Source organism: Sulfurovum sp. TSL1, assembly GCF_019972135.1.
Taxonomy (GTDB): domain Bacteria; phylum Campylobacterota; class Campylobacteria; order Campylobacterales; family Sulfurovaceae; genus Sulfurovum.
The window spans coordinates 104,560-122,418 of record NZ_BPFI01000002.1 but is presented as its reverse complement, the minus strand read 5'-3'; the positions used below and the strand labels follow the sequence as shown (position 1 = coordinate 122,418).

The window sequence follows — 17,859 nt, the reverse complement described above, 5'->3', positions numbered from 1 at the left end:
TTTGGGGTAAACTACAACTTTACTATAAATGCCCTGACATTGATATCTCTGCGTACTTTTTCCAACACTGCTCTTGCACTTTTTTCATCTCTATAGCCACCTATAAGTACTTTATAATTCTCTGCACGGCGTACCTTGTAAGGTAATCCTAAAGTGCTTATCTTTGCTAAATATGTTTTGTTGGGCATGCTGGAAAAAGACCCCACTTGAATATAATACTGGACAGTGTTCTCTTTGCTTTCCTGCTTCATTACAGCTACTCTTTTTGTTTTGACATTGCTGAATAATGATTCTGATGCAGGCATTTTCTGTTGAATCGTTTTGACAGAGGTGGGTACGGTAGATGATATGCCCGGTTTCGCCGTACTTTTGGCCAGCCATTTCACGATCTCATCTTGCAGTTTGGCTCCGCGGTATTTTGCCTTGGAACTGTTGATGATGATGACAGCCGTATAGAATTTTCCTGCCCTGTTCTTGACATACCCGCCTATATTTTTCACTCGTCTCAGTGTCCCTGTCTTCATCCATGCACGATTTTTTACCACGGTATGTCTAAAACGGCGTTTGATGGTACCGTCCACGCCTGCTATAGAGAGTGTCTCCATCCATCTGGATCCGTAACGGTCATAGGCATCATCATACATTTTCGCCAAGAGTTTTGCATTCATTTTTGAAGTACGTGAAAGACCGCTTCCGTTATCGATCTCTAATTTTCCTTCACCTAATGCACCTCTTGAATCCAATATATATTTGATCGCATCTCTTCCTTTCTCCACTGTAGCGGGAGCACCATAGAGTTTTGCGCCCAAAAGAAGCAGTAGATGTCTTGCATAGAGGTTATTGCTCTCCTTGGATGTCTCAGCAATGATCTCTTCCAAAGGCTCTGAGTAGTGGGTAAAAAGTGCTTTTGCCTCTTGAGGTATCTTATGTAATTTCAAGCCGCCTCTTACAGCTACCCCCTCTTGAGCCAATCTATCTTTCAGTGCATAATAGAATGACTTATAGGGTTTGGTGATGACTTGGCAGATATTCCGTTTTCCGCATCGTTTGGAGATCTTTCCTTGAAGAAACACCGTAGGGACCACTTCACTCTTGTCAATTTTCACCCTTGGCCAGGAGTATTTTCCTCTGCAGGGTTTGTTGACATGTTCCAATTGATCGACCACTCTGTAACTTTCATCCGCATCTTTTTTATGGACTCTCTTTTCTTTGGGGATCACACAGACGGTGACCACACGCTCGTTGAACATCATCGCATCGGGCATGGCATTATAGGCACTGTAAAGATTTTCGTCAAAACCTGAAGTGTCTTGACTCCCCACTTTAAAGTAGCTTCTGTCTATCACGATATCACCGCTGATCTGGCGTATCCCTTCTGCACGTATAGCCGAGACGATCTTCTCAAGGTCCTTGGCATTTAAAGTAGGGTCGCCGAATCCTTTAATAAGCAGATCCCCTTGAAGCACGCCGTTTTGTACTTTCCCAGTAGTGTAGAATTTCGTAGGCCAACGGTAATCAAAACCGAGCTTCAGTACCGAGGCATAGGTGGTCAGTACTTTGATCACGGATGCAGGGGTCCTGCTTTTGGAAGCATTGAGTGAAGCCACGACCTTTCCATGTTGACCCGCTTCTTTAATATAGATACTGATATCTTTTTTCGAGATCCCTGATCTGCGTATCTCTTCATTGATGACCTGAGGCAGTGCATAGAGCCATAGGGACAGGATCACATAGACAAACAGACTTCTCAACACGCTTCCTTGTAGGCATTAAGCAGTCGCTGCATCGCTTCACTGAGCACTTCTTTGGATGTCCCCACATTTAACCTCATAAAACCTTCTCCTGCCTTACCAAAACTTTGACCGTCATTCAGCCCGAGTTTGGCTTGATGTAAAAAGAAATCGACCAGTTGGGCATGGGACAGTCCCATGCCTCTACAGTCAAGCCACATTAAAAAGGTCGATTCTGTAGGGACTGCCTTGATAGGCAGTTGATGCGTTTTTAAAAATCCGTTGACATAACTGATGTTTGAGCGTAAGTGCTCTTTGAGCTGTTCCAACCATGGCGCACCTTCCCTGTAGGCGCTCATCAACGCTTCGATACCAAACGGGTTTCCATTGGTAATGCCTGATCTGTCCTGTTCAACACTGTAAGCTTGACGCAGCCTGGTATCAGGAATGATCGCATAAGAGGTGTTCAACCCTGCAACGTTAAATGTTTTGGAAGGGGCATTCAAAACAACGCAATAATGCATGATCTTCTCAAAACTGCCAATGCTGTGATGTGTTTTCTCATAGACAATATCCGCATGGATCTCATCAGAAATGATGAGGACATCATTCTCTATGCAGATCTCAATGATCTTTCCCAATTCCTCTTCAGACCATACCCGTCCGGTCGGATTATGCGGCGAACAGAGTAAAAAGAGTTTGGCTTCTTTGGCCTTACGCCCAAAGTCTTCAAAATCTATGTGATACCTGCCGTTTTCATACACCAGTCTGTTATCAAGTACCCTTCTTTTTTGATGCTTGACAGAACTTACAAAAGGCGGGTATATCGGTGTCTGTATGAGTATCCCATCACCCTCTTTCGTATAGGCGGAGATAATGAAGTTCAAAGAGGGCACCACACCGTAACAAGGAATGATCCACTCTTTTTCTATCTCCCATGAAAAACGCTCTTGCATCCAGTTCTGTATCGATGCATAATAGGCATCCGGATAGACAGTATAACCGTACAGAGGGTGGGAAGCCCTTTTCACCATTGCCTCCTGTACACATGCCGGAGAAGCCAGGTCCATATCCGCAACCCAAAGAGGAAGCAGATCATTTGTACCGAATTTTTTCTTGGCCTCATCCCATTTCATGCTGTGTGTCCCTTGACGGCTGATCGCTTCAAACATTTTTACTTCTCCTTTCCCATATGGTCATCTGTGCTATCGTATGCTGGTGTTTCCGTGCAGTCTCCTGTATCACAAACGGCACCTCTTTCGTCTCTATAAGCGTAAACGCTTTGCCCAGTATCTCTTTAAGCCCATCGAGTGTCGTAATGGTCTCACCGTCTCTTTTGTATCCGCCTATCCATTTCTCTTTGGGGGTTGACTCCTCCTGCCATGTGTAGGGAGACGTTAGAATGAGTAATCCTCCCTCATTGATACGCGATGCCATAGCCTCTAAAAACTTTTTAGGATCATAGAGTCTGTCTAACAGGTTACCCCCAAAGATCAGGTCAAAATCTTTGTAGACAGGTTTTAAATTACAGGCATCTGCTTGCCAAAATGAGACCCTGTTTCGTTCTTCGTCCAGATCAAGATCGGAAAGTTTTACCTCATGAAAATTTTCCAGTTCACCCTCGGTCGGCATAGTATAACGTAATAGACCATCCTCTTTAAGCTTCTGTGCTTCCTGTATGAAACGCGCAGAAAAATCCAAACCGATCACTTCATCAAAACCGCGTGCCAGTTCAAAAGTACTTCGTCCTATGGCACACCCAATGTCCAATGCGCTTCGCTTAGGCTTCTCTTTCATCGTTTCTAATGCGATCCGTGCACACGCTGCGGGGTAATTTTCCACACCCAATGCATTTTCACCCCAACCAAAATGGCAATACTGGGAAATAAGGGTGTCCGTATTATAGATATTGGTGATCACCCTCTCTTCATACCTACTCTGTATATACCTAAATCCTGCGTGTTGATAAAAATGTCTTCTAAACCCATAACGGCTCTTTTGGGTAGCAAGGTTCCCGCAGCTGATCCATGATCCTCCCTTGATAATATCATGTTTACCATCAAAGGTCGGTACCGAAAAATCATCATAGACAGGATGGACCTTAAAGCCATCAAACGGATAGATCGGTGTCCGTGACCACTGCCACACATTTCCTATCACATCATAAAAATCCCCATGTTTATAGGTATCCACAGGCACGCACGAGGCAAAGCCTTCAAGATTGATGTTGGCGATCGTTTCACCTTTCTCGGTCCACTCCAGGTAAGGGAGCACTTTACTTTCATCACGCAAGCGGATGTATTCATCCTCGGTCGGCAGAGTGATGTTGACACCCTCTTTGTGACTTTTCCATTGACAAAATGCAGAAGCTTCCAGGTGATTGACCTCTACTGGCCAGCTCAAGGGAAGTTCTATCTCTCTACTCAAAGTACGAAGTCTGTACCCCTCCTCACACTTACGCCAAAACATAGGATGTGCTGCCCGGGTATAGGCTTTCCATGCTTTTCCCTCTTCACACCAAAACCGATCATTGCTGTATCCGGCATCTTTTACAAATTCTAAGTATTCAGCATTGGAGGTAAGATATTTGGCCGCTTTAAATGCCGGTATATGTGCCTGATGCTCTCCATATTCATTGTCCCAGCCAAAAAGTTTTGCATCTTTGTTCTTTCCCAGTATCACTGTCCCTTGAGGTACATCAAGAAGTACATTCTGGGGTACAGGAGAGACCATTTCACACTCTTCCCATTCGCTGTTTTCCCTTATGGACTCCAATGGAAGTTGACGTATCAGTACCGAAGAAGTTTCAAGATGGATGTTCTCATGCTCAATGCCCATCAGGATCACCCACCAGGGTGAATCTTCCGTGATAGGAAGTTCTAAAGGAAGTGTGTCGATAAGAGAGGTGACCTGCATATACACTGCATCACGATACGCCTGGGTCTCTTCCAGCGTAGGCCAATCATAATGTGCTGCATTCAGATCATCCCAGCTCATTTCATCGACACCCACGGCAAAAAGTGACTCGAGTCCGGGATCGATACGTTCATCGATGATCTTGGCAAGGTTTAGTTTATTTATGAAAAATGTAGCCGTATGGCCATAGTAAAAAAGGATAGGGTGACGAAGTGGATCCGCTTTTTGAAAATAGGCATTTTTGTCTACAACGATACGAAAGAGAGATTCATATCGGCTATAACAACCTTGGAAATAACCTTTGATCTCTTTTCGTTTCGCTTCGGGGTCTGTTCCATGAAGTGTAGGCATCTTTATCACGTCTCATTCCTTGGAATTGCTATAGTAGGTAAGATACCGAACAACGCTTAAAAATCTGCTTTCTCTTTTGCACTCTCGATCATAGAGATAAAAATGGTATAAAGGTTCGCGATCACCGCACCGATCACTAATCCTGTTGCCAACCCGTCATTTCCATAGAACTGTAAAGCAAAAAATGCAGGTAGAAGGTGTAGGTCTGCAACCAATGAACCTGCCAAAAGCTCAGCGGAAAGAAGATTTCTTACCCCTATCTTCAACAGTGTAGAGATCACATTCACAGAACCTGCTATAAACAGTGCTACAATAGAGTGATCATACAAAAATGCTGCCGATGTCGTCAGTGACATCAACGTAAAAAACATATAAAAAACTTTACCCCAATTCATCCAAACTCCTTAAACTTTAACTATAGTGTATCATTTTCTTACAGCGTTCCATTTTCATACATGGCACGCATTTTTTCTTTCTCTTTTTCTCTTTTGAGTTTTTCTGCTTCCTTTTCCCTGAAACCGCCTACAGAGAAACCAAGCCACATCAAGATAGGTGATGCAACAAAGATAGATGAGTAGGTACCCACGATCACACCTACAAGCAGGGTAAAGCTGAACCCGTTAATGATCTCTCCGCCAAACAGATAGAGCGTCAGAACCACAAAGAAGGTTGTGAGTGATGTCAACGTTGTACGGGAAAGTGTACGTGTGACAGACTCATCAATGATAGCCCCAAGGTCCGGGTCTTTGATCGTTCTGATACCCTCACGAATACGGTCAAAGACAATGATCGTATCGTTCAGAGAATACCCGAGTATGGTCAACAGTGCTGCAAGAATGTCAAGGTTTACCTCAACATTGAACAAGACGATCATACCCATAGCTATGGTGACATCATGCATGAGCGCCATCACAGAAGCCACAGCAAAACGCCATTCAAATCTAAAGGAGACATAAATAAGGATACCGATAATAGCAAGCACCATCGCCATCAGTCCCTTTTCACGTAGTTCAGATCCCACTTTGGCACCCACCATATCCACACGTCTCACTTCAAAGTCACCTGTCCCTTGAAGCAGTGCTCTGATCTGGTCACCGACATCGACACCCAGGGCTTTTGAACTTGTTTTGGTACGGATGACCACTTCATCTTCGCTCCCGAAGAAAGTCACTGTTGCACCTTCATAGGATGCATCGGAATCGATCGCCTCCCGTACTTTTTCTATAGGCGCTTTGCCTTCGTATTGTACCTGTATGAGAGTACCACCCGCAAAGTCTATACCGTAGTTAAATCCTTTTCCGATCATCAGTCCCAATGATAGTATCAGCAGTGTGACCGAAAGTAATCCAAAACGTTTACTCTTGTCCATCAAGGAGAGAGGTTTTTTATATTTAAAAATTTCCATTATTTTGCTCCCTCAGTCTTGATACCAAACCAGAGACCCAGTTTGTTCTTCTCTATCTTTGGCAGTATCCATTGGTAAATACCATGTGTTCCTACAATCGCTGTCAGCATCGATGCCATAATACCGATACTCATCGTAAGTGCGAACCCTTTGATCGCACCCGTACCATACGCATACAGTACTGTGGCTGCGATCAGTGTGGTCACATTGGCATCCCAGATCGCAGTAAAGGCATTACTGTACCCGTTCTCTATCGATTTAGCTATAGACTTGCCTTCATGGAGCAGTTCCCTGATACGCTCAGAGATAATGACGTTCGCATCGACTGCCATACCGACGGTCAGAACGATACCCGCCATACCTGGCAGTGTAAGTGTGGCACCGAAGAGTGACATGATCGCGAGTATCAAAAAGAGGTTCCCTATCAATGCGACATTTGCAATGACCCCGGCCATACCATAGTACACGACCATAAAAATGACAACCAGGATGAATCCTAAGACCAAAGCAATAGAACTTGCCTTAATACTGTCTGCCCCCAGACTTGGTCCCACCGAACGTTTTTCCATCACATAGACAGGTGCAAGCAGTGCGCCTGATCGAAGTGCAATGGCAAGGTCATGGGCTTCAGAAAGTTCAAATCTTCCGGAGATCTGTACACGCCCCCCGCCGATACGTTCATTGATGACCGGTGCAGAGTAGACCTTATTGTCCAAAACAACCGCCATACGTTTCCCTACACTCACACCTGTAAAATCACCAAAGATCTTGGCACCCTGTCCGTTGAGTGTAAAGTTGATGACAGGCTGGTTGTTCTCATCAAAACCAACTTTTGCATCTGTCAGCATAGAACCGTCAAGTACCGGAATCGCACGAAGCAAATATTTTTCACCTGTATTGACATCGGGGAGTATCACATCGCCGTAACTTTTTGCTTCAGCCATGCTCATCGTGTTGACTCTTATGTTTCTGTCTTCATCCACAGCCATTAGCTGCAAATGTGCTGCACGGGCGATAAGTTCACGTATACGCTGTTCATCTTCCTGTGTTTTGATACCCGGTACCTCTACAAGGATCTTGTCTTCACCCTGTTTAGCCACCGTGGGTTCTGCAAGCCCGAACTCATTGAGCCTGTTCCTGATCGTATCGACTGCCTGTTGAATGGCATTTTGTTTCGTACGCTCTACTTCAGCTTCGGTCATAGCCACTGAGAACTTCAGGCCATTGTTGATCACCACTGTACCTTCAAGCTCTTTTTCAAGCAATGCTTTGGCTTTGGCTACTTCATCCGCATCAAGAAGTTCAAAAGTGATCTGTTCGCCATCGACCATACGAAGTGCATCAAAAATGATCTCTTCATCATCAAAAATATACTTGACCGATGCCGCCATCGACTTGATACGTGATTCAATGGCTATTTCACTTTTGATACCAAGCAGCATATGTAGACCACCCTGAAGGTCAAGACCCAAAGTGATCTTCTTCCCGCTTTCACTCTGTGTCAAAGAGGGGATGGAAAAAACGACACCGAAGATCAGTGCAAAAGCAAAAAGGATGACCCTGAAATTAAGCGTCTTCACCAGACTCAACCTTTTTGGCTACATAGGCTCTATCAAGTTTGACGATCGTGTCGTCATTTAATTTGATTTTGATAAAATCTTCTTCAGTTTTAACGATCACCGCTATAAGACCGCCAGTCGTAATGATGTTGTCACCTTTTGTAAGACTGTCAAGCATTGCTTTATGCGCTTTTTGGTGTTTTTGCTGCGGTCTGATAATTAAAAAATAAAAAATCGCAAATAAAATGATGAGGGGTAAAAATGAACCGATCATACTGCCTTGTTCTGCTCCCATAGGAATCCTTTTGTATAAAATTAGCCAATATTCTAGCACCTTTGAACTAACAAAAGGCTTTTTCATAGCACTTTTAAGTTCGTGCTTTATCTACCTTAATCACTGGGGATTTTCCCATCCTCTGCTGAACACTATTTTGGGTATTTCGACACTCTATCTACTCTTGCAGGAAGAGAAAAAAGTGTGGTTCTTTTCCGGTGCTTTTATCGGACTGTTCTGGTTCTGGTGGATCGCCTTAAGCCTTCAGCATTATGGTATGGTTTGGGCGGTACCTATAGTGATATCCATCATCATGCTAAGCTACGGAGTACTCTTTTGGCTTCTTGCATGGAGCAGCCAGAAGATCCCTTCACTGCTGCAGACCTCCGGTATTTTACTCCCTCTGCTCCTCAAGGCTTCAGCGCTTTTTATTTTAAGCTATATCCACCCTTTCTCTTTTGATTGGTTCAAACCCGAACTGATGTTCGTAGAGAGTTATCTGGGCATTGAAAAATGGCAGTATGCCATCATTTTAGGGGCCATTGTTTTGAGTATCTGGAAACGACAGCTCCTTTACCTTTTACTGATGCTGTTTGCCTATCAGTCAATCCCTTCGGCACCTTTCATATCAGAAGATCATATCAGACTCGTTACGACCCACACTGCTGTTAATGACAAATGGAACGAAACACTTCATGCCGCACAGTTTGAAAATCTATTCAAACAGATAGACCAGGCCATCGAAGAGAATAAAACGCTTGTCATCCTCCCCGAATCTGTCTTTCCCCTTTTTCTCAATCGTTCAAAACTGCTGGATAGATTGAAAGAAAAAGCCAAACATATCTCTATCGTCACCGGTGGACTCTACTGGGATGGAAGAACACCACGGAACTCAACCTATATCTTTACAGATAACAAGGTCTCTGTAGCCAATAAAGTCGTACTGGTTCCCTTTGGAGAGAGCAACCCTCTGCCGGATTTTTTAAGCGACTGGATCAACAAAATATTCTATGATGGTGCCGTGGATTACGTGGCCAGCCCCAATGTCGTAGACTATCAAATAGACGGGAAGATCTATAGAAATGCCATCTGTTTTGAAGCGACCAGTGAAAGGCTCTACGAGGGTGAGCCAAAAAATATGATCGTACTGAGCAACAACGGGTGGTTCATCCCCTCCATAGAACCTACCTTACAAAAACTTCTCTTGCAGTACTACAGCAAGAAGTATGGAACGACCATCTATCACTCGGTAAATATGTCGGAGTCTTATGTGGTGAAAAACGGAGAAATTGACCAATAGAAGACCTTATAGAAATATATATTTTATAAGGTTTTTAAATGAGATATAGATCTCCTCTGAAATTTTATATTTCCAATAGTGTTAGTTAATTAAAACTTATGTTGGTACAATGGTAGATATTGTTTTGGGGAGGCAATCAATGGATTTGAATGAAGAGACGATAGAAGATACGTTTAATATTAACACCGTGTTGGAAACGCTATTTTCTTCTCTAAAAAGTTTTGCGGCTGAAAAGCGTATTGAACTTATCTATGAAATGGATTCGACCATACCAAGAAGGTTACGGGGAGATTCTGATACCCTGTTACTCGTACTTAGCAAAGTACTCACCTTTGTTTTTCAAAAAAGTGATAGAAGCGAAATTGTATTATCTCTTTCTTCGGTGGAAGACTTTTTGTATGAAGAGTTTATCTCTTTTAGGATCCAAAATACCAACATAGAGAAAGAAAAACTCCTATCATTTTTAAAAATCCATATGAACACAGAAATAGAACTGCTTGGTGGTCACATTGTTGATGATCTTGAAAATATTTCAGACCTGCACTTAAGCATACCTTTTAAAAATTTTGAATTAGGTTTCAGACGTCATTATAGACTTCCGGATAAAAACATAGTCGGCAAAAAGATATTACTGCTCTGTTCCAATGATAAAATTGCACAGAGTCTTAAAACGATGTTCCGATATTTTCATTATGATGTTCATATAGGTATGGATGAATTCAAGAAGCATGGAAATGATCTGGCTCTCTATGATATCTTGATCGTCAGTGAAAAAATGGTGACTGAAAAAACCATAGAAACGATTGACAAAGTCCAAGGACGTGCACCGCTTAAATATGTACAGCTTAGAGATCCCGATGATTTAGATGATGCCATTAAAACAGACTCTGAAAATTTTGTGAAACCTATTACACAAGAAAAGATCTTTGACCTGATCATTTCACTTTATGATACGCAAGCCAGTACAGGCAAGAGTGATACAACCCTGATGGAAAATGCATGATCTGAAAATAACACCTTTTTAAAATCCCTGAAAAGCTTATTGTATGCTCTCTTTAATGTTATATATTGAGCCACTTGCAGATTCAACATCACAAAGTGGCTCTTAGATATAATCTTTTCAATATCTATTCTATCAAATCTTTATGTGAGTGCCTAAAATCTTGCCTTTTTGATAATTAAATGAATTAAAATATATGAAAATAATTATACTAGAAAACGTATTGTCCAGATAATGTTTATTTCCATCCCAAAGGACATCTCTCTATTAAATATATCATTTGCTTATATCATTTAGGAATGTTTTTATCTCCTCAACCACATGTTTATGTCGTTCATGTAAAATCCAGTGGGATGTATCTTCAAAATATACTTTTTTAAATATTCCAGAGAAAAATTCTTCCATATTTTTCGTCAACTCAATATCAAGAGGAAGATCATTTTTCCCCCATAATAATAGTGAGGGTACAGAAATTTTTTCAAATATTTTTTTACCCATGGATGCTTTGATAACACCCAGACCAAAATCACCAAATGTATTGGCTCTATAATAGTTGATTGCTGAAGTTAATGCATATGGCTCACGCAATGCTTTTTTATATACTTCAATCTCTTCATTAGAAAAAGCATCTTTTGTTCTCGCCCATGAACAGAAATTATGTTTAAGCCATTTGAAATCACAACATTTCATTGCAAACTCAGGGAGAAAGGGGAGTTGAAAAAGGTAGATATACCAAGAACGGAAAGTTTGTCTTAGATTCAAAAGTGGATTTCTTCTAATATTGGCAGCATAAGCTCCTCGATGGGGAGAATTAAGAACAATTGCGGCACTTACAAAATCTGCATAATGTTCTGCTAATTCCCATACAACCGAACCACCCCAGTCATGCCCTACGATAACAGCTTTATCGTATCCACAATGTTTTATCAATTCTAAAACATCATTCATTATATTTTTTATTTCATAGGCTGATTTTTCTTTTGGTTTGCTTGACTTATTGTATCCACGTAAGTCTGGTGCAACCACATGATAACCCATTTGAGTAAATTCTGTTAAATAAGAAGACCACACATACGAATTTTGAGGAAATCCGTGTATTAAAACCATAAGTCTATCTGAATCATTTGGTTTTTCTTCAATATAATGAATATGAATTTTACTATTATTATATTTTATGTCTACAAATGACTCTTGCATAGTACATCTCCCAGTTTATAATGAATCTCATTAGATGTTATACTAAGACTCTACATAATTGATCTCATAATCCAATAGATATTGTAAATTTTATCACAGATTAAGCCAATCGTCTAATCCACTTTCGAAAAATATATTTATATTTACAGTCTCACTTCAATAATTATAACCTTATAAAATGTTCCATATAAGAGATTTTATAAGATAAAGCATATTTTGGTACTTCATCAGTGATCGCGTACGATCACACATAAAACTTGGAAGATCTTAACAGCTTCAATGCATGCTCAATTTTATCTTTCAAAACCTTTTCATGCTCGCATAGAAGAGGATTGATATCTAATGTTTTGGTTTCAGACTTCTCTTTAATCGTGTTCAGTATAGCTTCACGCTCTTTACAGTTTCTGTACTCACGCAGAGGCTTGAACAGAATGTTAAATTCCTCAACGAGCATTCGACACTTTTTTTCTCCGATGATATGGAAAAAATCTTCTATGAGAGTCTGAAGTGCGTCCATAAAGATATAGAGTGCTTCAAGCATCTCATCATCATACCCCTCTTTTGTTTCTCCTAAAAGCATCTCAAATCTCTCTAAACGCTCTTTAAGCACCTGTGTCACCGCTTGCTCTAAAGAGATATATTTTTGGTTTTCCTGAACCCCTATCTCTCTTGTAAGTATCGTTAACATTTGTCTAAAAGGCTTGGAGACGAGCATGTGTGTCACCGCTTCTTCTTCCCGGGTGATGAGACTTTTTAACTCACTGTAGAGCGTTAACTTCACATTTTCACGTGTGGCACTCAATTCATTTAAAAAGTACAGGTACCGCAACAGCGTTGTCTCTTCATAGTAACGTTGAAACAACTCAATAGAAAAATGCTGTACATTGGGGCTGAACAGGTCCGGGAAGATCTCCATCAGAGTAGCTGTCCGACGCAAAAGCACACGTAAACGGTGCAGTGTTGCACTGAAATGTTTCTTCTGGAAATTCATTTTATAGTAGTTTATCAGGCGAATGTTCCGGTACAGTACCAAAGAGACACCGTCACGTACATACACACGCTGCGGCACTTGCCAGAAAAAAAGATTGGGAGATTCAAACGCATCGATCTTTTCGAAAAACTTTTGTACATTGTACTCCATAGGTTTTTCATACAGAGCCAGGGAACGATCACTGTATTTCTCATCCAGGTCGATCTCTTTAAGCACAAAAGGTTGCAGTTGCTGGATGGTCTCCGAGTTTCTCAGTACTTTTTCATCTTGAAAATAAGCGGTCACGATATAGATCCCGTCAAGCTTTTTTAAGTACCTTTCAACAACAAACCTACCCTCATCAAACGTGACCTTGTAGGATTGTTTAACGATGATCCTGCCCAAGTGGTTTTTACGCTGAGATGCATACTCTTCTGCGCTGACAGAGGAGAAAGTTTCATTTCCATCCCTATCGACGGTTACTTTTGTATAGGTATCTGGATACGCTTTACGATAGTAACATGCCTCCTGAGCATTTGAAACCGTGTAGAACTGTTCTGTTTTCTCAGTTTTTGGCAGTTGTGTTTTAAGCCAACGCCGAATGTCTGCTGATACTAAAAACTTGCGTTGTATATGATTCATGTCAGGGATTATAGCACAAAAACAAAAATTGACTCACTACGCCGTTTTAACTATAATACGCCATGAAAAACTTCTTTTTGGCACCGATCAAAGGCTATCAATACATCTCCAAAATGTTACCTGCCTCTTGCCGCTATTATCCTTCCTGTTCCGAATATGCCAAATGGCAGTTTGAGTTCAATGCCCCCCATAAAGCATTCACCGCAAGCTCTTTACGTATTTTGCGCTGTAATCAACTGTTTAAGGGTGGTATTGACTACCCTTTGGTGCACTTCAAACCTCCAAAGCCTGCAGCTTTACTCAAACTTAATGCATTTTGTGGCAAAATTGATGTCATCTATTGGTTGGTACCCAGAAGTACGGCCCCAGACAATACACACTACTATGTGATAAAGGATTTTGATGCAATTAACCGCACCACTTGACATGCATTTACATCTCAGAGACGGAGAGATGTTAGAAAAGATCGCTAAAAGCTCAGCGAGCACTTTTTCAGGTGCGATCATCATGCCTAACCTCGTACCCCCGGTAAGCAGTAAAGAGGAAGTGATCGCCTACAAACAGCGTATCATGGATGCCGTAGGTGATGAAAAATTTACACCTTATATGACACTTTTTTTCAAACCCTCTTATGACAAAGCCTTTTTAGAATCGGTCAAAGAAGTGATCACAGCGATCAAACTCTACCCTGCGGGTATCACCACGAACTCCGAAGGCGGCGTCAGCGGGTTTGATGTAGAGGAATTGCGTCCTGCACTTGAAGCGATGAGTGAACTGAATATCCCGCTGTGTGTGCATGGAGAGACCAATGGTTTTGTGATGGACAGAGAGGCAGAGTTCGTCAGTATCTATGAAAAGCTGGCCGCTGCCTTTCCGAAACTCAAGATCATTATGGAGCATATCACCACCAAAGAGAGTGTCGAAGCATTAGATAAATTTGACAATCTGTATGCGACCATTACCCTGCACCATCTGATCATCACTCTCGATGATGTCGCCGGAGGTATGCTTAAACCCCACCTCTTCTGTAAACCCATAGCCAAACGTCCGGAAGACAGAAACGCTCTCCTCAAAGTTGCATTGGAAGCACACCCTAAAGTGATGTTCGGTTCAGACTCTGCGCCACATCCAAAACATGCCAAGGAGTCTTGTGGCTGTGCAGCAGGTGTCTTTACTGCTCCTATTGCCCTACAGGTCCTGGCTGAACTTTTTGAAAAGGAAAATGCACCACTGGAAAATCTCCAGGCTTTTATTTCTGGGAATGCCCAGAAGATCTACGGTGTGACACCTGTACATAAGACTGTTATCCTTGAGAAAAAAGCGTTTACCGTACCTTCGGATTACAATGGTGTGGTCCCTATGTATGCAGATGAAACTTTGGCCTACAGCATCAAAGAAGTAAGATAGATGGCATAACTCTTGCCTCATGAATGCTATGAGATACGAAATGGTTACATAGGTCCCTATAACGATAAAAATGATGCGTTTAAAGGACGTACTCAAAAATAACCTGCTAACATAAAACAAATGAACAAGGATGGTAAATGATTGCAAACAATATTGAAGAACTGATAGGGAATACGCCTTTGGTCAAAATCAATACACTTTCAGAAGAGACCGGCACGACTATCTTAGGTAAATGTGAATTTATGAATCCTACCTCTTCTGTAAAAGACAGGATTGCCTTTAACATGATCAATGCAGCGTTCAAATCAGGTGAGATCGATCAGAACACTACCATCATTGAACCGACAAGCGGGAACACAGGTATCGGTCTTGCTGCCATTTGTGCATCCAAGGGCCTTAAACTCATTTTGACCATGCCTGAATCTATGAGTATAGAACGCCGTAAACTTCTTATGCACTTGGGTGCAGAGCTTGTGCTTACACCGGCCTCAGAAGGTATGAGCGGGGCTATTGCAAAAGCCTCTGCATTGGAAAAGGAATTGGACAATGCAAAAGTGCTTCAACAATTTAACAATCCGAACAATCCGGATATTCACCGAAAAACCACTGCCTTTGAGATCCTGAATGACACGGCAGGCGATCTGGATATCTTTGTGGCTGCTGTAGGTACGGGCGGAACACTTACCGGTACAGGAGAGATACTCAGAACAAAGATACCTTCACTTGAGATCATCGCAGTGGAACCTTCGGATTCTCCGGTCCTGGAAGGGGGACAGCCCGGACCGCATAAAATCCAGGGTATCGGTGCAGGGTTCGTACCGGAGATCCTCAATACGGAGATTTATGATGACATCATTGCCGTGAGCAATGAAGCCGCTTTTGCCATGGCACAAAAAATTGCCAGAAAAGAGGGACTGCTTATCGGTATCTCTGCAGGAGCAAACCTGCATGCGGCCTACATCATGGCAAGCAGACCGGAAAACAAAGGAAAAACCATCGTCACAATACTATGTGATACGGCTGAACGTTACCTCTCTACAGAACTCTTTGACACTTAATGTCACAAGAACGATCACATACACCCCTTCTACTTGAGACGATCAAGATAGAAGATGGAGTCATCCATAACCTTAGCTACCATCAGCTTCGATGTAACAAAAGCCGTCAAATACTTTTTGACTCTCATGATGTACTCGATCTCTCTTCCTGTATAGAGGCACCCAAAACGGGCTTATACCGTTGTCGTATCCTCTACGCAGAACACTTACATACTATAGAGTATATACCCTACACGCCAAAAGAGATACAGCGGCTGAAGATCGTCTCCTCCGATATTGAATACAGTTTAAAATATGCCGACAGAGATGCATTAAATGCCTTGCTGGAATCCCACAAAGATGTGGATGAAGTGATCATAGAAAAAAAGGGCTATCTGACCGATACTACCATATCCAATATCGCCTTTTATGATGGGAAACAGTGGGTGACACCGGCAGAACCTCTGCTTGAAGGCACGATGAGGGCCAAACTGATCGATGAGGGATTTCTCCATCCCAAAGAGATCAAAAAAGAAAGGCTCCAAAACTACTCACATGTAGCTTTAATGAATGCTATGATAGGATTTAAAATTCTAAATATCAAACCACACAAACTATTATAAGGGGGTGCAATCATGACCATTAACCTTTTACAAACGCCTGAATATCGTGCACTCATGCAGTCTCATATCTATGAAACCATTCAATACTTATTTAACAAAAATCAGGAATTTGCATTGGCGTGTGAAGTGAAATATATTACATTTACACCCGAACTCCCTGCGGATATCAAAGAGTCGTTTGACGACACTGTGCTCTTTATATTGAGTGGCTTTACGTTTGAAAGTGCCCAGTTAAACGAAGGGTATTTCTCTTTTGAAGCAGGATTTGGAAGTGATAATTTCGGTTCAACGGTCTCCTTGCCTCTACTGGCCATTAAACAACTCTTTGTAGGGGACAATCCTATCGTCATCAATTTTGCACAGCCGGTGATAGAGAGTGAAAAGAAAAAAGAAGAAAGTGCCTCCAAAAAATCTTCAATGGAAGCGCTTTTAAAGAATCCTGAGAATAAAAAGCTTCTCAAGAATAAAAAATAGATCTGATCTTAGCAGCGGCCTGCTAAGATATAATTCACTACATTGTCCACATAGGCATTGTGTTTATTCTCTTTCGAATACACAATAAAGAATTTACGTGTCATGGTATAACCTCTGAGTCTTGCTTCAAAAAGCTCTCCATTCGCCACTTCATCCATAATTGCATATTTCGATATGATAGAGACCACTGGTTTATCTGGGTTTTTGTCACTTTTCTTGATCGTTTGAAGTACGGTAGCACTATTATTTACTTCGCTTAGTACGTTAAAACTTTTACATGAAACACCCAACTCTTCAAACACTTCAGAAACAACACGTCTTGTATGTGAACCCTCATCACGACAGATCCAATCAAACTCATAGAGCTCTTCCGTTTTCAATGTTTTGTTGATAGGCACATTGCTCACTACGACAAGTTCATCTTCCAGCCACTCTCTGTAGATAAGATCGTTATCCATAATAGGCGATTCGATCAGACCCACATCTAATTTTCTGTCTTTGAGTTTTTCGATGATGTTATCACTTTGGTCTATATCTAAACTTACACTGTTGTTGATCGCTTCACCGATCGTGTTAAGACATTGACCAGGGATGATATATGCCCCTATCGTATAGGACGCACCCAGTCTGAAAGTGATCTCTTTGTTGATGATCTTCAGTACATCCTGTTCTGCAGAGAGTATCTCTTTTTCAAGTCTTGTGGCTATCTTGTAGAGCTCTTCACCCTCATGGGTGAGTTTGATACCGTTCTTTTTACGTTCGATCACTTTACAGCCAAGATATTTTTCAATAAATTTGATCTGCTGTGTCACAGCCGGCTGTGAAATCCCTAACTTAGCAGAAGCCTTAGAAAAACTTCTTTCACGCGATACAGTTAAAAATGTTTCTAACTTTACAAAATCTTTTAACATTCAGTTATTTCCTTCATTCTAAATTAAATTTTTAAATAAATATATTAATAAAGTTATTATATC

The 17,859-nt window shown here is 41.6% G+C and carries 17 protein-coding genes; 7 read left to right on the top strand and 10 right to left on the bottom strand.

The window, feature by feature from the left end:
- Positions 1–11: 11 nt before the first annotated feature.
- Genes dacB through yajC form a run of 7 tightly spaced genes read right to left on the bottom strand, consistent with a single transcriptional unit; the run spans position 12 to position 8,256 of the window.
- The gene (gene dacB / locus LDM98_RS09490; RefSeq protein ID WP_223899197.1) at positions 12–1,754 is read right to left on the bottom strand and encodes a D-alanyl-D-alanine carboxypeptidase/D-alanyl-D-alanine-endopeptidase; all 1,743 of its coding nucleotides are present in this window, start codon (positions 1,752–1,754) and stop codon (positions 12–14) included.
- Positions 1,748–2,902 (bottom strand): MalY/PatB family protein, encoded by a 1,155-nt coding sequence (locus LDM98_RS09485; protein ID WP_223899196.1) that lies wholly within the window; start codon positions 2,900–2,902, stop codon positions 1,748–1,750. Before LDM98_RS09485 ends, dacB begins: the two co-directional genes overlap by 7 nt.
- Positions 2,895–4,997, bottom strand: a complete 2,103-nt coding sequence (gene ovoA / locus LDM98_RS09480) for a 5-histidylcysteine sulfoxide synthase (protein ID WP_223899350.1) — start codon at positions 4,995–4,997, stop codon at positions 2,895–2,897. Before ovoA ends, LDM98_RS09485 begins: the two co-directional genes overlap by 8 nt.
- A 56-nt stretch (positions 4,998–5,053) precedes the next feature.
- Positions 5,054–5,392, bottom strand: a complete 339-nt coding sequence (locus LDM98_RS09475; protein ID WP_223899195.1) for a DUF6394 family protein — start codon at positions 5,390–5,392, stop codon at positions 5,054–5,056.
- A 38-nt stretch (positions 5,393–5,430) separates the two neighbouring features.
- Positions 5,431–6,402: a protein translocase subunit SecF gene (gene secF / locus LDM98_RS09470; protein ID WP_223899194.1), complete on the bottom strand. Its 972-nt coding sequence runs from the start codon at positions 6,400–6,402 to the stop codon at positions 5,431–5,433.
- Positions 6,402–7,982, bottom strand: coding sequence for a protein translocase subunit SecD (secD, locus tag LDM98_RS09465; RefSeq protein WP_223899193.1), 1,581 nt, complete (start codon positions 7,980–7,982; stop codon positions 6,402–6,404). The genes secF and secD overlap by 1 nt, the downstream gene beginning before the upstream one ends.
- Entirely contained in the window at positions 7,969–8,256 is a 288-nt protein-coding gene (yajC, locus tag LDM98_RS09460; RefSeq protein WP_223899192.1) for a preprotein translocase subunit YajC, read from the bottom strand. Before yajC ends, secD begins: the two co-directional genes overlap by 14 nt.
- A gap of 10 nt (positions 8,257–8,266) precedes the next feature.
- Between yajC and LDM98_RS09455 the strand changes: the two genes are divergently transcribed.
- Positions 8,267–9,535: an apolipoprotein N-acyltransferase gene (locus tag LDM98_RS09455; protein WP_223899191.1), complete on the top strand. Its 1,269-nt coding sequence runs from the start codon at positions 8,267–8,269 to the stop codon at positions 9,533–9,535.
- 139 nt (positions 9,536–9,674) lie between these two features.
- Positions 9,675–10,538, top strand: a complete 864-nt coding sequence (locus LDM98_RS09450; RefSeq protein WP_223899190.1) for a hypothetical protein — start codon at positions 9,675–9,677, stop codon at positions 10,536–10,538.
- 273 nt (positions 10,539–10,811) lie between these two features.
- On the opposite strand, the gene LDM98_RS09445 is transcribed toward LDM98_RS09450, so the two are convergent.
- Both LDM98_RS09445 and LDM98_RS09440 read right to left on the bottom strand, forming a co-directional pair.
- Entirely contained in the window at positions 10,812–11,732 is a 921-nt protein-coding gene (locus LDM98_RS09445; protein ID WP_223899189.1) for an alpha/beta fold hydrolase, read from the bottom strand.
- A 244-nt stretch (positions 11,733–11,976) separates the two neighbouring features.
- A complete protein-coding gene (locus LDM98_RS09440; RefSeq protein ID WP_223899188.1) occupies positions 11,977–13,344 on the bottom strand; it encodes a hypothetical protein in 1,368 nt (455 codons plus the stop codon).
- A 62-nt stretch (positions 13,345–13,406) separates the two neighbouring features.
- Here LDM98_RS09440 and yidD point away from each other — a divergent pair, with 62 nt between their 5' ends.
- The 5 genes from yidD (at position 13,407) to LDM98_RS09415 (ending at position 16,885) form a co-directional block, all read left to right on the top strand.
- On the top strand, positions 13,407–13,769 hold the full coding sequence (yidD, locus tag LDM98_RS09435) for a membrane protein insertion efficiency factor YidD (protein WP_223899187.1): 363 nt from the start codon (positions 13,407–13,409) through the stop codon (positions 13,767–13,769).
- Positions 13,747–14,751, top strand: coding sequence for a dihydroorotase (pyrC, locus tag LDM98_RS09430; protein ID WP_223899186.1), 1,005 nt, complete (start codon positions 13,747–13,749; stop codon positions 14,749–14,751). Before yidD ends, pyrC begins: the two co-directional genes overlap by 23 nt.
- A gap of 137 nt (positions 14,752–14,888) precedes the next feature.
- Positions 14,889–15,809, top strand: a complete 921-nt coding sequence (gene cysK / locus LDM98_RS09425) for a cysteine synthase A (RefSeq protein WP_223899185.1) — start codon at positions 14,889–14,891, stop codon at positions 15,807–15,809.
- Positions 15,809–16,411, top strand: coding sequence for an aminotransferase class IV family protein (locus LDM98_RS09420; RefSeq protein WP_223899184.1), 603 nt, complete (start codon positions 15,809–15,811; stop codon positions 16,409–16,411). The genes cysK and LDM98_RS09420 overlap by 1 nt, the downstream gene beginning before the upstream one ends.
- Before the next feature lie 12 nt (positions 16,412–16,423).
- Positions 16,424–16,885 carry a hypothetical protein gene (locus LDM98_RS09415; RefSeq protein ID WP_223899183.1) on the top strand — a complete coding sequence of 154 codons (462 nt, stop codon included), beginning with the start codon at positions 16,424–16,426 and terminating at the stop codon, positions 16,883–16,885.
- An 8-nt stretch (positions 16,886–16,893) separates the two neighbouring features.
- On the opposite strand, the gene LDM98_RS09410 is transcribed toward LDM98_RS09415, so the two are convergent.
- Positions 16,894–17,796: a LysR family transcriptional regulator gene (locus tag LDM98_RS09410; RefSeq protein WP_223899182.1), complete on the bottom strand. Its 903-nt coding sequence runs from the start codon at positions 17,794–17,796 to the stop codon at positions 16,894–16,896.
- Positions 17,797–17,859: the final 63 nt, after the last annotated feature.

Bases quoted from the DNA above. Each gene is read 5' to 3' on its own strand.
- LDM98_RS09485 (WP_223899196.1), bottom strand. From the start codon at position 2,902: ATGTTTGAAGCGATCAGCCGTCAAGGGACACACAGCATGAAATGGGAT.
- ovoA (WP_223899350.1), bottom strand. From the start codon at position 4,997: ATGCCTACACTTCATGGAACAGACCCCGAAGCGAAACGAAAAGAGATC.
- LDM98_RS09475 (WP_223899195.1), bottom strand. From the start codon at position 5,392: ATGAATTGGGGTAAAGTTTTTTATATGTTTTTTACGTTGATGTCACTG.
- secF (WP_223899194.1), bottom strand. From the start codon at position 6,402: ATGGAAATTTTTAAATATAAAAAACCTCTCTCCTTGATGGACAAGAGT.
- yajC (WP_223899192.1), bottom strand. From the start codon at position 8,256: ATGGGAGCAGAACAAGGCAGTATGATCGGTTCATTTTTACCCCTCATC.
- LDM98_RS09450 (WP_223899190.1), top strand. From the start codon at position 9,675: ATGGATTTGAATGAAGAGACGATAGAAGATACGTTTAATATTAACACC.
- LDM98_RS09445 (WP_223899189.1), bottom strand. From the start codon at position 11,732: ATGCAAGAGTCATTTGTAGACATAAAATATAATAATAGTAAAATTCAT.
- LDM98_RS09440 (WP_223899188.1), bottom strand. From the start codon at position 13,344: ATGAATCATATACAACGCAAGTTTTTAGTATCAGCAGACATTCGGCGT.
- yidD (WP_223899187.1), top strand. From the start codon at position 13,407: ATGAAAAACTTCTTTTTGGCACCGATCAAAGGCTATCAATACATCTCC.
- pyrC (WP_223899186.1), top strand. From the start codon at position 13,747: ATGCAATTAACCGCACCACTTGACATGCATTTACATCTCAGAGACGGA.
- cysK (WP_223899185.1), top strand. From the start codon at position 14,889: ATGATTGCAAACAATATTGAAGAACTGATAGGGAATACGCCTTTGGTC.
- LDM98_RS09420 (WP_223899184.1), top strand. From the start codon at position 15,809: ATGTCACAAGAACGATCACATACACCCCTTCTACTTGAGACGATCAAG.
- LDM98_RS09415 (WP_223899183.1), top strand. From the start codon at position 16,424: ATGACCATTAACCTTTTACAAACGCCTGAATATCGTGCACTCATGCAG.
- LDM98_RS09410 (WP_223899182.1), bottom strand. From the start codon at position 17,796: ATGTTAAAAGATTTTGTAAAGTTAGAAACATTTTTAACTGTATCGCGT.